Genomic DNA, 12712 nt, shown 5'->3' with positions numbered 1-12712 from the left:
CTTTGATTTCTGAAAGACAACCATGATTACGCTGGACAACGTTTCCAAAAAATACCAAACGCGCGACAAAGGCTGGTTCACCGCCGTTGAACCCACCAGCCTGCACATCAACCAAGGCGAGATTTTTGGGCTGATGGGCTACTCGGGCGCGGGCAAATCCACGCTCTTGCGCCTGATTAACCTGCTGGAACGCCCCGACACAGGCAAAGTGTTGATTGACAACCAAGACTTAACCGCCATGAGCGAAGCGCAACTGCGCCAAGCGCGGCAAAACATCGGCATGGTGTTTCAACAATTCAACCTGTTGAGCAACCGCACCGTTGCCGAGAATGTGGCATTTCCGCTGGAAATCGCAGGTTGGGACGCGGCAAAAATCGCCCGGCGCGTGCAAGAATGCTTGGAAATTGTGGATTTAACCGAGCGCGCCCAGCATTATCCCGCGCAGCTTTCGGGCGGGCAAAAACAGCGTGTCGGCATCGCCCGTGCGCTTGCGCCCAACCCCAAAGTGATTTTGGCAGATGAGCCGACTTCCGCGCTGGATCCGATTACCACGCGCAGCGTGTTGGGCTTTTTGCAAGACATCAACGCGCGTTTTAATGTAACCATCGTGATTGTTACCCACGAGATGAGCGTGATTCGCAAGCTGTGCCACCGCACCGCGCTGCTGCATTTGGGCAAGCTGCTGGAAGTGGCGGATGTGAAAGACGGCGTGATTTTGGCGCAATCGGAAATCGGGCGCGAATTGTTGCGCGATGATTAGCGCGGTGTGCCAATCATTGTTTCAGGCTGCCTCTGGCGATACCGATTAGGCAGCCTGAAACGCTGTTCGCAAACCCAAACCAATGGTACGCCCTACCCTTTTTTCAGGCTGCCTTCCAATAAACCACTCCACGAGACCCCAACCATGACTTCATTCTCCCTAGACAACCTTAAATCCCTACTCCCCGAGTTCTACAAAGCCCTCGGCGAAACGCTGATTATGGTAAGCGTATCGTCCGTTGTAGCCATCATTGTAGGTGGGTTGCTCGGCATCTGGCTGTACACCACCGCGCATGGGCAAATCTTTGACAACCGCCCCACTCACCGTACACTAGGTATGCTGGTAAGTTTTATACGCTCCTTTCCATTTGTGATTTTGGTGATTGTGTTGATACCATTTTCCCGCTTTATCGTTGGCATAGCATATGGACCACTCGCTGCCAGCGTGTCGCTCAGTATTGCCGCCAGTTGCGCTTTTGCGCGGTTGGTGGAGCAAAACCTCAAAGAAGTGCCGCGCGGCGTAGTGGAAGCAGCGCAAGCGATGGGTGCATCGCCGCGCACGATTATTTTTAAAGTATTGCTGTCTGAGGCGCGTTCAGGCTTGGTGTTGAGCATCACCATTTTAATCATTGCCATTTTGGGCGAAAGCGCATCTGCGGGCATAGTCGGTGGCGGAGGAATTGGGTATTTAGGCTACCGCTATGGGTATCAACGCTATATGGCAGATGTGATGGCGGCAGTGGTGTTGGTGCTTACCGTGATGGTGGTCATCATTCAAAGCGTGGGCAACTGGCTATCGGCGAAGTTGAACAAACGGTAAGCACGCGATAGGCAGCCTGAAAAGGGGATTAAACCTGTTTTCAGGCTGCCTATTTGAGTAAACATAAGGAGTAACCAAATGACAGCACAGCAGCCTGAAAACGAAATCCAAGCCGATGCCACTTGGCATCAAATCATGCAGCAGCCCATCCGCAGCGCAGCCATCCCCGCCACGCCATCGCCCTACGCGCTGGCTGCGCCCTTGCCCGCGCAAGCCACGCACAACCTGATTTTAGACGGCGAACCCAGCATCCGTTATTACACCAACATGACTTGGATGATGGCGGTTTTGGGCTGGGAGACTTGCCGCCAATATCGTTGGCTGGTTAATCATATTATGGGAAATGGAGACACCTTTGCCGACCCATCCATTTTTGATGGTGCAGAATTGGAACGCTTGCTGCGCGAACGCCCGAATCAACAATACATTTGGGGCGTGTTTTCCGCCTTCGCGCCCGATGCCGAAATTGATTTGAGCATTTTGCCCGATGCCGAAAGCCCCGATTTTTGGAAGCCCAACGCCCAACCGCAGCATCCGCAAGCCCTGTTTGAAATCGTCTGCTGGGACAGCACTTGCACGCTGTTTATTGGCTTGCCCGACAAGCTGGCGCGGCGCGTGGTTGCCGAGTTTCCCGAATGTCGCACGCTGGATAAAACAATAGATGAGGCAGCCTGAAAACGAATTGACGAGCTTCTGCGAAGCTAAAACCGCTTAATTCGCGTTTCAGGCTGCAACTTTTGCAAAATGCCAACGGCAGCCTGAAAACCAAAATGGAACGGTGACGGCTCGTCGCCAAATAGTAAATCACCATAGCTTTGTTGGCTGGCAAAATGTCGGCGAGCCGCCGACACTCCATCGGTTGCAGGTTTTCCAAAAATTTCAGGCTGCCTCCCCCCTACTCCGTCCTAAAAGCAGCCTGAAACGCCACCCCGTCCGCCTGCCACACCACCACCCAATCATGCCGCCCAGCCGTGCACAGCGGCAAATACACCCGCTCTGCCCGCCAGCTTCCATCCGCCTGTTTCGCTAAATCAAAACGGTTAAACCCCATCTCCATCCCATCCATGCGAAACGAAGCCGACAGCGATTGCACGCCGCTGGGCACGCCCACCGCTTCTATGGTAAACGCCGATTTGGTGCTGGTTAAACCGCGCAGCCGCAGCGTCGCCCCCTGCAAAAACGGGCACCCCGCCGCCAACACATCGCATTGCACCGCCGCCGCCCCGTTTTCAGGCTGCCGATTCTGCCACCAGCCCAGCATCGCCAACTTTGCCGCCGCCAACACCAGCAGCAACACGCCCAAAGCCAGCCATTTATTCTGTTTTGTCATCGCACCATCCATTGTCGTTCATTGCAAAGCGCGCATCATAACACCCCGCCGCCGCACAGGCAGCCTGAAAGCCCGTCCGCGCGCGTTACCCCTTTTCAGGCTGCTATAATCCGCCTTTTCCCATTCACAGAAAGCCCCACCATGAGCCGCATCGCCTCCACCTTCGCCCAACTGGGCAAGCAAAAAGCCCTGATTGCCTACATCACCGCAGGCGACCCCAATCTCGCCGCCACCCTTGCCATGATGCACAGCATGGCAGAAAACGGCGCAGACATCATAGAACTCGGCATCCCCTTTTCCGACCCAATGGCAGACGGCCCCACCATCCAGCGCGCCGTGGAACGCGCCCTCGCGCAACACGTTTCCCTGCGCGATGTGCTGGCAACCGTAAAACAATTTCGCCAAAGCAACGCCCACACCCCCGTTGTGCTAATGGGCTACCTCAACCCCGTGCACAAAATGGGCTACGAAGCCTTTGCCCAAGCCGCCGCCGAAGCAGGCGTGGACGGCGTGCTCACCGTGGACAACCCCATCGAAACCATCGCCCAGCTGCAAACCGCCCTCGCGCAGCGCAACATCGACAACATTTTCCTCGTCGCCCCCACCACCAGCGAAGCGCGGATGCAAGCCATCGCCCGACACGCCAGCGGCTTTGTGTACTACGTTTCGCTCAAAGGCGTAACCGGCTCGGCACAGCTCAACACCGATGAAGTCGCCGCCAAAATCGCCGTGCTGCGCCAACACATCAAGCTGCCAATTGGCGTGGGTTTCGGCATCAGCGATGCCGAAAGTGCCGCCAAAATCGCCGCCGTTGCCGATGCCGTGATTGTGGGCAGCCGCATCGTGCAAGAAGTGGAAACGCATCCGAACCACGAAGCGCAAGCGGTGGGCGCATTGGTGCGCGAACTCAAAGCCGCCATCTAAACCTCCGCCATTTCATCTGGCAAACAACGCAAAGGCAGCCTGAAAACGTGTTACACCATTTTCAGGCTGCCTTTTTATGTTTGCCAAGCGCAAGCATCACTCCACAAAAGTAACCCCTGCCAACTGCGCCAGCTTAACCGCCTGCGCAATCGCCGCCAAAGCCTGCGGGCGCACAAAATTGCGGCGATACGCCAACACAATGCGGCGGCTGGGCGCGGGGGCTTCAAACGGCACAATGGAAAACAGCAAATGGTCGTTGTCCGTGAGCGCGGTGGAGGGCAACACGCTGATGCCCAAGCCGCTGGCAACCATGTGGCGAATCGTGTTCAGCGAGCTGCCTTGCAGCGTGTTTGCCAACCCCGCCACGCGCTGTTTCGCCGCCAATTCGCTACACGAGCCTAACACTTGGTCGCGCATGCAGTTGCCCTCGGTGAGCAGCAACACGTTTTCTTCCGCGATGTCTTTGGTGGACACCGCATCCAGCTCTTCAAAGCGATGCCCCTTGGGCACAATCACAAAAAACGGCTCGTCATACAGCGGAATCGTTTCCACGCCCGTTTCCGCGTAAGGCTCCGCCACCACAATCGCATCCACATCGGCGCGTTTGAGCATTTCGGTGAGCGCGGCGGTGTAGTTCTCTTCCAGCATCAACGGCATTTTTGGCGCAACTTGGCGCATGGATAAAATCAGCTTGGGCAGCAAATACGGCGCAACGGTAAAAATCAAGCCCAGCTTAAAATTGCCTTCCAACTGGCTTTGTTCCTCGTTTGCCAAATAGCGAATCACCTCCGCCTCATCCAGCACGCGCCGCGCCTGCGCCACAATGCGCGCGCCCGAATTGGTGGTCATCACTTCGTTGCTGCTGCGGTCAAACAGCGACAAGCCCAGCTCTTCTTCCAACTTTTTGATGGCGATGGAAAGCGTGGGCTGGCTCACATGGCAGCGTTGCGCGGCGCGCCCGAAATGCTTTTCCTGCGCCACGGCAACGATGTAGCGCAACTCGGTTAAAGTCATGCCTTATCCTTTTGTTTTTCAGGCTGCCCTTGCCCGTTGGGTTTGGTTTCGGGCAGCGTGATGTTTAATGCCAACATTTCCACGCCGTCTTGCTCTTCGCGCGTGATGTTGATGTCGTCCAATTCAATCTTCACATATTTAGACAACACTTCCAGCAGCTCTTTTTGCAGCGTGGGCAAATAATCGGGCGTTCTGGCGGTTTCGCGGTTGGCGCGCTCCTGCGTGATGATGATTTGCAAACGGTCGCGCGCCAGCGATGCGCTTTGCGGCTTTCTGCCAAACAAACGGTCAATCAACGACATGGCTTACCCCCCAAACAATTTCTTGAAAAAGCCTTTTTTCTCGGCTTCCAAGAAACGAATTTCGCGGTTTTCGCCCAACAAACGCGCCACCACATCTTGGTACGCTTGCGCCGCCACCGCATCGTTTTGATGGATAACGGGCTCGCCCGCGTTAGACGCTTGCAACACGTTTTGCGATTCGGGAATCACGCCAATCAACGGAATGCGCAAAATATCCTGAATGTCTTGCACCGACAGCATCTCGCCTTTTGCCACGCGCTCGGGCGAATAGCGCGTAATCAGCAGATGCTCTTTCACCGTTTCGCCGCGCTCAGCTTTGCGCGATTTGCTTTGCAAAATGCCCAAAATGCGGTCGGAGTCGCGCACGGAAGAAACTTCGGGGTTGGTGGTGATGATTGCTTCATCGGCAAAATACAGCGCCATCAGCGCGCCCGTTTCAATGCCCGCGGGCGAATCGCACACCACAAATTCAAAGTTCAAATTGGTCACCAATTCTTTCAATACTTTGCCCACGCCTTCTTTGGTGAGCGCGTCTTTATCGCGGGTTTGCGAAGCGGGCAGAATAAACAGGTTTTCGCAATGCTTGTCTTTAATCAGGGCTTGGATGGCGGTGGCCTCGCCTTGAATCACGTTCACCAAGTCATACACCACACGCCGCTCGCAGCCCATAATCAAATCCAGATTGCGCAGGCCCACGTCAAAGTCAATCACGCAGGTTTTGTGTCCTTGCAACGCTAAACCCGTTGCGATGCTGGCGGACGTGGTGGTTTTGCCCACGCCGCCTTTGCCCGATGTAACTACAATAATTTTTGCCACTTTGAATACTCTCTTTCAGATTAGATAGTGATGGGAAAAGGATAGGCAGCCTGAAAACAATGGCTTTGAGGCAGCCTGAAAATCAGTTTTTCGTTTAACCAGAGGCAGCCTGAAAACCATATTGCCCAAACCGCTTGCTCAACCTAGTTTTCAGGCTGCCTCTAACGAATAATGCGATGCTAATTGGCGTTAATCGCAAAAATCGCCAAACGCTCATCTTCCTGCAATTCAATCTGCACCGCCTTTTTGTGCAAAGACGGCGGCAAATCCTGTTCAAACACGCGGTAAATGCCCGCAATGGAAACCAATTCCGCCTGCATGGATTGCAAGAAAATCCGCGCGCCCGTGTCGCCCGATTCGCCTGCCAACGCCCGCCCGCGCATCGGCGCATACACATGGATGTTGCCGTCGGCGATAATCTCCGCGCCCTCGCTCACCATGCCCAGCACCACCAAATCCGCCTGCTCGGCGTAAACCTGCTGCCCCGTGCGCACGGGCGAAGTAACCACCACCGTTTTGCGCGCGGCAACCTGCGTTTCAGGCTGCGCGGCGGTGCCGTCTGCTTTGGCGGTTGCCGCAGTGGATTCGTTTGCGGTTTCGCCGGCTTGCGCGGTACGGGCGTTTTCAGGCTGCCCGGCATCTGCCGCAGCCGCGTCATCCGCCTTGTTTTCAGGCTGCCTATTGGCTTTTTTGCCATCGTCCAACCACAGCAAACCCGCCGTTTTCGCCAGCGCCGACCAATCTTTCTTGGCATGCTTCAACGCCACCACGCGCCAATCGCGCGCCGCAAACAAAGCCACCAACGCCGCCCAATCCAGCTCATCCGCCCGTTTCAAATGCGTGGCATCCAAAACAAACGGCATATGGGCAAACTGGACATATTGCGCCGCTTTTTCGTCCAGCAGCGCGGCAATCTCCGCCAAATCCGCCGTAAACAAACGCAGCGTTAAGGCTTCCAAGCGGGCAGATTTCAAATCAAAGGCTGATTTCATGGTTTTGATTGTTTTATTCAATTAAGCTGGCAAGTTTACCGCGTTAGACAATATTACACAACCATATAGGCAGCCTGAAAACCTGTGGCATGCAGCAAAACTGATTGAATTTTAAGAAAAATGCCTTTACAATGTCGCTTCCTTTTTTTAACCACTTTTAACGAGAAGATAAGATAATGAAAAAAACACTGTTAAGCACCGTGCTATTGCTTGCCTTGGCTGCTTGCGGCGGCGAAAACAACAACGCCCCAGCGCAAAACACCAACGCATCAGGCGCAGCCCCAACAGCCAGCGCGCCCGCCACCAACGCGCTCAACATCTACAACTGGTCAAACTATGTGGACGAATCCACCGTTGAAGACTTCAAAAAAGCCAACAACCTAGATTTAACCTACGACCTATACGAAAACAACGAAACCCTTGAAGCCAAAATGCTCACAGGCAAATCTGGCTACGATTTAGGCGTGCCTGGTATCGCATTCTTGCCCCGCCAAATCAAAGCGGGTGCTTATCAGAAAATTGACAAATCGCTTATCCCCAACTACAAAAACATTGACCCCGCCTTGCTGAAACTGCTGGAGCAAGCCGACCCTGGTAATGAATACGCCGTTCCTTATTTCTCAGGCGCAAACACCTTGGCGATTACCGCCAAAGGCAAAGAATTGCTGGGCGGCAAACTGCCCGACAACGCATGGGATTTGATGTTTAAACCCGAATACACGCACAAGCTCAAATCTTGCGGCATCGCGCTGTGGGACACGCCCAGCGAAATGTTCCCCATCGTGTTGAACTATCTTGGCAAAGACCCCAAAGGCAGCAACCCCGCCGACATTGAAGCCGCAGCCGCCGTGTTGCAAGCCATCCGCCCCGATGTGAAACGGTTCAGCGCATCGTATATCGACGAATTGGCGCGCGGCGACATCTGCTTGGTGGCAGGCAATGGCGGCGACTTGAACCTTGCCAAAGCGCGCAGCGAAGAAGTGAAAAATAATGTGGGCATCGAAGTGCTCACCCCCAAAGGCATGGGCTTCTGGGTGGAATCTTGGGTGATTCCCAAAGATGCGAAAAACGTTGCCAACGCGCATAAATACATCAACTACACGCTTGACCCCGAAGTGGCGGCTAAAAACGGCGCTGCGGTAACCTTTGCGCCCGCCAGCCTGCCCGCGCGCGAAAAAATGGACAAAAAACTGGTGGAAACCCGCTCCATTTTCCCAACGGCGCAAGATATGGCAGACGGCTTTGTGATGCCGCAAATGTCGGACGAAGCGAAAAAACAAACCACCGCGTTGTGGCAAAAATTGAAAATGAGCAAATAGCGTTTTCTTTGCCATCCATCGTTTAAGCAGCCTGAAAATCGTTTTCAGGCTGCCTTTTTGCTATTTTTAAACTGGCAACAAACGCATGGGCTGCGTGGGGTGCAGGGGCTTGCCCCTGCTCGTGGTAGGCGGCGAAACGCCTGCACGGGCAAAGAATAAAGAATGTTAAAAGGCAGCCTTGCTCCTTTGTCCAAATCTTTGATTTGGTAACAAAGGGGTATGCCGCAGCGCAACGCGCTAGGCAGAAAACACCACTCTATCCATTTTCAGGCTGCCTTTTGGGTATTGGTTGGAACCTACGCAGAATCTTAAATACGCCATTTGGCGACGAGCCGTCATCGCTCCATTTTGATTTTCAGGCTGCCTTTGGCTTATCCGCTAGATTAGGCAAGCTGGGCATCGCGCACATAGGGGTTGCTGCTGTCCCAAGCGTAGCCGGCGAGCACGGCGCACAGCATTTCGCGCGATTCGGGGCTGTGCGAGGGGTTGAACACCCAGTCTTGCAGCGAGCCGTTGTACCAGTTGTCTATGCTGGTTTTGAACACTTGCGCGCCGTAGCCTTGGCGACTAGCGTATTCGCTTTGCCAATCTACTTTTTCGCCGTTGAGCTGGCGTGTGAGCACTTCTACGGCGAGTTTGGCGGAATACATGGCGCTGCTGATGCCTGATGAGAACACGGGGTCTAAAAAGCCTGCGGCGTTGCCGAGCAGGGCAAAGCCGTTACCGTGGTTGGCTTGAACGTCTGCGGAATAGGAGGGGATGTAGTGGAAGGGGAAGCCGTTATCCCATTCGGCTTGGGGCATGATTTTTTGGAACAAGGGGACTTCGCCGAAGTATTTTTTCAGCAGTTCGGATGCGCCCAGCAATCTGCCTGCCTGGTCTTCGGCTTGTTTGAAATATCGGGCTTGCCCCACCAAACCGACGGAGCTGCGTTGGTTGTCTAGTGGAATCAGCCACATCCAAATATCGCGGTATTCGGGGTGCACGGCGATGAGGTTTTTGTTGCGGTCAAATTTGGGGTGGGTGATGCGGTCGTTGATTTGGGTGTGATAGACGTTGTGTTGGGTGATGCCTTGGGTGATTTCCCAGCCGAGCAGGCGGGGCACGGCGCGGAAGTAGCCGCTGGCATCCAACACGAAACGGGCGTGCAGGTCGTATTGGATGCCGCTGTTTTGTTGGATTTTGAGCTGCACGGGGTCGGCGCTGTTGTCCATGCTGATAACGGTTTCGCCGAAGTGTACGTCTGCGCCGCGTTGTTGCGCTTGCAGGATGAGCAGGTGGTCAAAGCGGGCGCGGTCCACTTGTAGGGCGAAGTTTTTGCCTTTGCCGTGTTTGTGGCGAAAATCAAAGGCGGTGTAGTGGTTTTGATAGGTGAAGGCGATGCCGTTTTTGAGCTGGAAGGGTTCGTTTTCTATGATGTGCAACACGCCTGCTTCTTCTAACACGTCCATGCCCAGCGGCAGCAGGCTTTCACCAACCACATAGCGCGGGAAATGTTGCTTTTCAATCACGCAGACGCTGAACCTTTGCTGCCTGAGCAGCAGGGCGGCAACCGAGCCTGCGGGGCCTGCGCCGATGATGACGACATCGTATTGTTTGGCCATGATTTCATTCCATTTTTTGGCGATTTTTGGATGGGCAAATTTTAGCATTGATTGCGTTTTCAGGCTGCTGATTAAGCGGTGGCGGCGGCGGATTGATGGGGAAGCGCAACAGTTAGGCAGCCTGAAAACGGGTGGGGGCGTTTTCAGGCTGCCGTTGGCGTTTTGTAAAGGTTTCAACCCAAAACACCAGAAGAAGGAGCCATATTGCTTTGTGCATCGCTACGATGCGGTAAGGTCTTATGGCAGCCTGAAAGGATACGCGCTTTGAGTCGTGGCAAACATTCTTTTTCAACCTGTTGTATAAACAATGCTAGAGTTTTCTACACATCAGGCAGCCTGAAAACCATCATCAAACCACCTTCCCGTCTTTCGGGCTGTAAACATTCAACGCCGCCTGCGCCAGCAGCCCGTCTTGCGGCAGCATGCCGCGCACATCGTCAGGCGCATCAATCCAATGCAGTTCGCAGTCAAACACGCCCATGCCGCTTGGGTCTTGCGTGGAAAGGTGCGCGGTGGCGGCGAGTGTTGTGCCGACCGGGATATGGTCGGCAAACAGGTTGAGTTTGCGTGTGCCCAGCAAAAAACCGAGCTTCACTTCTTCGCCCACGCCCAATGCCTGTATGCCTGCAAACGCGCCAATCGCCTGCGCCATGATTTCCATGCCCATGGTGGTCGGCAGCACGCCGTTTTGCAGCAGGATGTGTTTCTCGCCGATATGGGCTTCTACGCGCACAAAATCGGCGCGGTGTTCGGTTACGCGGTCGATTAAAACCATGTGTCCGCTGTGCGGCAGCAGGAAGGCGGGGTTTTCAATGGGGCAGGTCAGTCGGTTCATAAATCGGCAAAAGTCGTCTGAAAAAACAGGGAAAGCAGAATTATATATGGATAGCGGGGCTTTGGGCGCGCCTGCTTAGGCGCAGCAACGGTATTCAGGCAATTTGCCTGCGCACTCCGCGCCATTGACCGTGAATTCACAGGTTCTTAAATTTGTTAATATAGGTTAAAATGGCGGCATGACCAACTTGGCAACTTCACTGCCGACAGAGCAACTCCGCCATGCCCACCGCCTGCACTTTCTCATTCAATATCGCCGCGTGGCACGCCGTTTCCAACCGCCTTGCCACGCCAGAACAATGGCGCGAGTGGGCAGCAGGTCGTTTGAACGCGCAAACTCTGCCGGAACACAAGCCCGCGCTGGCGTTTCTGCCCGCCATGCAGCGGCGGCGTTTGGGCGCGGCGGCGCGGCTGGTGTGCGAAGCGGCTTGGAATTTGGCGGAGCGGTTTTCAGGCTGCCCGATGGTTTACGCCTCGCACGACGGCGAGATTAACCGCAGCTTTGAATTGTGGCCGGAGCTGCTGAAAACCCACACCGTATCGCCCACATCGTTCGGCTTGTCGGTACACAACGCGCTGGCTGGGCAGTGGGCAATCCAGCGCGGCGAAATGCAGGAAAACACCGCGCTGGCAACGGGTGCGGACGGTTTGGAAAGCGCGTTGGCGGAAGCCGTGTCGCTGTTTTCAGACGGCATCGAGCGCGTGCTGCTGGTGGTGGCGGACGACCCTTTGAAAACCGAATATCTCGTCGAGGCGGAACGCGCGCCGTTTGCCTACGCGCTGGCGATGGTCATCGAACGCGGCGACGCTTTCAGCCTGACGTTGGAAACGGACGACAGCACAAGGCAGCCTGAAAGCTACTTCGGCGCGCTGGACTGGATACGCTTTCTGCTTTCAGGCAGCCTGAAACACACGCGCCAATACGAAAACCGCCGCTGGATTTGGAACAAACGCGCATGAAACGCTTAAACAGACTGCGCCGCTTTTTCGCCACCATGCTGGGCTTCATCCTGTTCGGCGTGGCAGGCGTGCTGTTTAAAATCGCCCTCTTGCCCTACACGCTCAAATCCACCCGGGGCGATGTGCCACGCCAGCTTGCCGCCCGCCGCATGATTGGGCGCGTGTGGCGGTTTTTTGTCGGCTATCTGCAATGGTCGGGCGTGTTGTCCGTAACCTTCCGCGGCGCGGAAAAACTCGGGCGCGGCGGGCAGTTGATTCTCGCCAACCATCCGTCTTTATTGGATGTGGTGCTGCTGGTGAGCCACGCGCCCGACCCAAACGTACTGGTGAAAAAAGACTTGGTGCGCAACCCCAGCATGAGCAGCCAAATCCGCGCCGCAGGCTATATTCCCAACGACGAAAGCATGGAAATGCTGGAAGAAATCGAAGCCGTGTTCCAAAGCGGGCAGAGCCTGCTGATTTTCCCCGAAGGCACGCGCACGGGTTGGGACGGGCAGGTCAAAATGCACCGTGGCGCGGTATCCATCGGCTTGCGCAGTGCCAAAGTGATTACGCCCGTGGTCATCAAAATGAACCCGCCCAACTTCAAAAAAGGGCAGCCGTGGTACAAAATCCCGCCGCGCAAAATCCATTACGAAATCACGGTGGAGGACGACATCCGCCCCGAAGACTGGCTCGCCGAAAAACCGCTGCCCATCGCCGCGCGGCGGCTCAACGAATATCTGCAAGACTATTTCACAAGGAAAACCACATGAACGACTTAGAACATCAAATCAAACAACTCATCATCGACAGCCTTGCGCTGGAAGACATCACCCCCGCCGACATCGGCAGCGAAGAGCCGCTGTTCGGCGACGAAGGCTTAGGGCTGGATTCGGTTGACGCGCTGGAACTGGGTTTGGCGGTACAAAAAACCTTCGGCTTCCAGCTCGACGGCGAAAACGACAACCTGCGCGACAACTTTGCCAACGTCAAAACGCTGGCCGAATTTGTCAGAAGCCGTCAGGCACAGGCATAAGGAGCGGCGATGAGCGAACA

General features: G+C 55.1%; 16 protein-coding genes. 8 read left to right on the top strand and 8 right to left on the bottom strand.

The genetic code is table 11. The features are described from left to right. The first annotated feature begins 22 nt into the window (after positions 1–22). The 3 genes from JDW22_RS12830 to JDW22_RS12820 all read left to right on the top strand — a co-directional run bounded on the left by JDW22_RS12830 (position 23) and on the right by JDW22_RS12820 (position 2254). Positions 23–760, top strand: a complete 738-nt coding sequence (locus tag JDW22_RS12830) for a methionine ABC transporter ATP-binding protein (protein ID WP_200523369.1) — start codon at positions 23–25, stop codon at positions 758–760. A gap of 144 nt (positions 761–904) precedes the next feature. After that, on the top strand, positions 905–1579 hold the full coding sequence (locus JDW22_RS12825; RefSeq protein WP_200523429.1) for a methionine ABC transporter permease: 675 nt from the start codon (positions 905–907) through the stop codon (positions 1577–1579). Between the two features lie 78 nt (positions 1580–1657). Next, positions 1658–2254, top strand: coding sequence for a hypothetical protein (locus tag JDW22_RS12820; protein WP_200523368.1), 597 nt, complete (start codon positions 1658–1660; stop codon positions 2252–2254). Between the two features lie 26 nt (positions 2255–2280). Here the strand turns inward: JDW22_RS12820 and JDW22_RS12815 are convergent, their stop codons facing one another. After that, complete coding sequence (locus JDW22_RS12815) at positions 2281–2430, bottom strand: hypothetical protein (protein WP_200523367.1); 150 nt, start codon at positions 2428–2430, stop codon at positions 2281–2283. A 44-nt stretch (positions 2431–2474) separates the two neighbouring features. After that, positions 2475–2909 (bottom strand): hypothetical protein, encoded by a 435-nt coding sequence (locus JDW22_RS12810; RefSeq protein WP_040559033.1) that lies wholly within the window; start codon positions 2907–2909, stop codon positions 2475–2477. A 141-nt stretch (positions 2910–3050) separates the two neighbouring features. Between JDW22_RS12810 and trpA the strand changes: the two genes are divergently transcribed. Further along, complete coding sequence (gene trpA / locus JDW22_RS12805) at positions 3051–3833, top strand: tryptophan synthase subunit alpha (RefSeq protein WP_200523366.1); 783 nt, start codon at positions 3051–3053, stop codon at positions 3831–3833. 96 nt (positions 3834–3929) lie between these two features. Here the strand turns inward: trpA and JDW22_RS12800 are convergent, their stop codons facing one another. The 4 genes from JDW22_RS12800 to minC form a co-directional block, all read right to left on the bottom strand. Then, positions 3930–4847 (bottom strand): hydrogen peroxide-inducible genes activator, encoded by a 918-nt coding sequence (locus tag JDW22_RS12800; protein ID WP_200523365.1) that lies wholly within the window; start codon positions 4845–4847, stop codon positions 3930–3932. Beyond that, entirely contained in the window at positions 4844–5149 is a 306-nt protein-coding gene (gene minE / locus JDW22_RS12795) for a cell division topological specificity factor MinE (protein WP_200523364.1), read from the bottom strand. The genes JDW22_RS12800 and minE overlap by 4 nt, the downstream gene beginning before the upstream one ends. Positions 5150–5152: 3 nt before the next feature. After that, positions 5153–5965, bottom strand: a complete 813-nt coding sequence (gene minD, locus JDW22_RS12790; protein ID WP_003798027.1) for a septum site-determining protein MinD — start codon at positions 5963–5965, stop codon at positions 5153–5155. Between the two features lie 179 nt (positions 5966–6144). Beyond that, positions 6145–6957, bottom strand: coding sequence for a septum site-determining protein MinC (minC, locus tag JDW22_RS12785; protein ID WP_200523363.1), 813 nt, complete (start codon positions 6955–6957; stop codon positions 6145–6147). A 176-nt stretch (positions 6958–7133) separates the two neighbouring features. Here minC and JDW22_RS12780 point away from each other — a divergent pair, with 176 nt between their 5' ends. Continuing rightward, positions 7134–8276, top strand: coding sequence for an extracellular solute-binding protein (locus JDW22_RS12780; protein ID WP_200523362.1), 1143 nt, complete (start codon positions 7134–7136; stop codon positions 8274–8276). A gap of 383 nt (positions 8277–8659) precedes the next feature. Here JDW22_RS12780 and JDW22_RS12775 read toward each other — a convergent pair whose 3' ends face one another. Both JDW22_RS12775 and JDW22_RS12770 read right to left on the bottom strand, forming a co-directional pair. Further along, a complete protein-coding gene (locus JDW22_RS12775) occupies positions 8660–10057 on the bottom strand; it encodes an NAD(P)/FAD-dependent oxidoreductase (RefSeq protein WP_315367070.1) in 1398 nt (465 codons plus the stop codon). 172 nt (positions 10058–10229) lie between these two features. Beyond that, positions 10230–10715: an ApeP family dehydratase gene (locus tag JDW22_RS12770; protein WP_200523361.1), complete on the bottom strand. Its 486-nt coding sequence runs from the start codon at positions 10713–10715 to the stop codon at positions 10230–10232. A gap of 221 nt (positions 10716–10936) precedes the next feature. Between JDW22_RS12770 and JDW22_RS12765 the strand changes: the two genes are divergently transcribed. Genes JDW22_RS12765 through JDW22_RS12755 form a run of 3 tightly spaced genes read left to right on the top strand, consistent with a single transcriptional unit; the run spans position 10937 to position 12692 of the window. Then, positions 10937–11674, top strand: coding sequence for a beta-ketoacyl synthase chain length factor (locus JDW22_RS12765; RefSeq protein ID WP_200523360.1), 738 nt, complete (start codon positions 10937–10939; stop codon positions 11672–11674). Next, positions 11671–12429 (top strand): lysophospholipid acyltransferase family protein, encoded by a 759-nt coding sequence (locus JDW22_RS12760; RefSeq protein ID WP_200523359.1) that lies wholly within the window; start codon positions 11671–11673, stop codon positions 12427–12429. The genes JDW22_RS12765 and JDW22_RS12760 overlap by 4 nt, the downstream gene beginning before the upstream one ends. Further along, a complete protein-coding gene (locus JDW22_RS12755) occupies positions 12426–12692 on the top strand; it encodes a phosphopantetheine-binding protein (RefSeq protein ID WP_200523358.1) in 267 nt (88 codons plus the stop codon). Before JDW22_RS12760 ends, JDW22_RS12755 begins: the two co-directional genes overlap by 4 nt. The last annotated feature ends 20 nt before the right edge of the window (positions 12693–12712 follow it).

It is taken from the genome of Kingella bonacorsii, from assembly GCF_016623605.1.
Lineage (GTDB): Bacteria > Pseudomonadota > Gammaproteobacteria > Burkholderiales > Neisseriaceae > Kingella_B > Kingella_B oralis.
Note: the sequence above shows the minus strand (reverse complement) of the source record. Positions and strands in the feature narration are given on the sequence as shown.

What these genes read in the sequence shown, in the direction of transcription:
- JDW22_RS12830 (WP_200523369.1), top strand. Translation starts at nt 23, where the DNA reads ATGATTACGCTGGACAACGTTTCCAAAAAATACCAAACGCGCGACAAA.
- JDW22_RS12825 (WP_200523429.1), top strand. Translation starts at nt 905, where the DNA reads ATGACTTCATTCTCCCTAGACAACCTTAAATCCCTACTCCCCGAGTTC.
- JDW22_RS12820 (WP_200523368.1), top strand. Translation starts at nt 1,658, where the DNA reads ATGACAGCACAGCAGCCTGAAAACGAAATCCAAGCCGATGCCACTTGG.
- JDW22_RS12810 (WP_040559033.1), bottom strand. Translation starts at nt 2,909, where the DNA reads ATGACAAAACAGAATAAATGGCTGGCTTTGGGCGTGTTGCTGCTGGTG.
- trpA (WP_200523366.1), top strand. Translation starts at nt 3,051, where the DNA reads ATGAGCCGCATCGCCTCCACCTTCGCCCAACTGGGCAAGCAAAAAGCC.
- JDW22_RS12800 (WP_200523365.1), bottom strand. Translation starts at nt 4,847, where the DNA reads ATGACTTTAACCGAGTTGCGCTACATCGTTGCCGTGGCGCAGGAAAAG.
- minE (WP_200523364.1), bottom strand. Translation starts at nt 5,149, where the DNA reads ATGTCGTTGATTGACCGTTTGTTTGGCAGAAAGCCGCAAAGCGCATCG.
- minC (WP_200523363.1), bottom strand. Translation starts at nt 6,957, where the DNA reads ATGAAATCAGCCTTTGATTTGAAATCTGCCCGCTTGGAAGCCTTAACG.
- JDW22_RS12780 (WP_200523362.1), top strand. Translation starts at nt 7,134, where the DNA reads ATGAAAAAAACACTGTTAAGCACCGTGCTATTGCTTGCCTTGGCTGCT.
- JDW22_RS12770 (WP_200523361.1), bottom strand. Translation starts at nt 10,715, where the DNA reads ATGAACCGACTGACCTGCCCCATTGAAAACCCCGCCTTCCTGCTGCCG.
- JDW22_RS12765 (WP_200523360.1), top strand. Translation starts at nt 10,937, where the DNA reads ATGCCCACCGCCTGCACTTTCTCATTCAATATCGCCGCGTGGCACGCC.
- JDW22_RS12760 (WP_200523359.1), top strand. Translation starts at nt 11,671, where the DNA reads ATGAAACGCTTAAACAGACTGCGCCGCTTTTTCGCCACCATGCTGGGC.
- JDW22_RS12755 (WP_200523358.1), top strand. Translation starts at nt 12,426, where the DNA reads ATGAACGACTTAGAACATCAAATCAAACAACTCATCATCGACAGCCTT.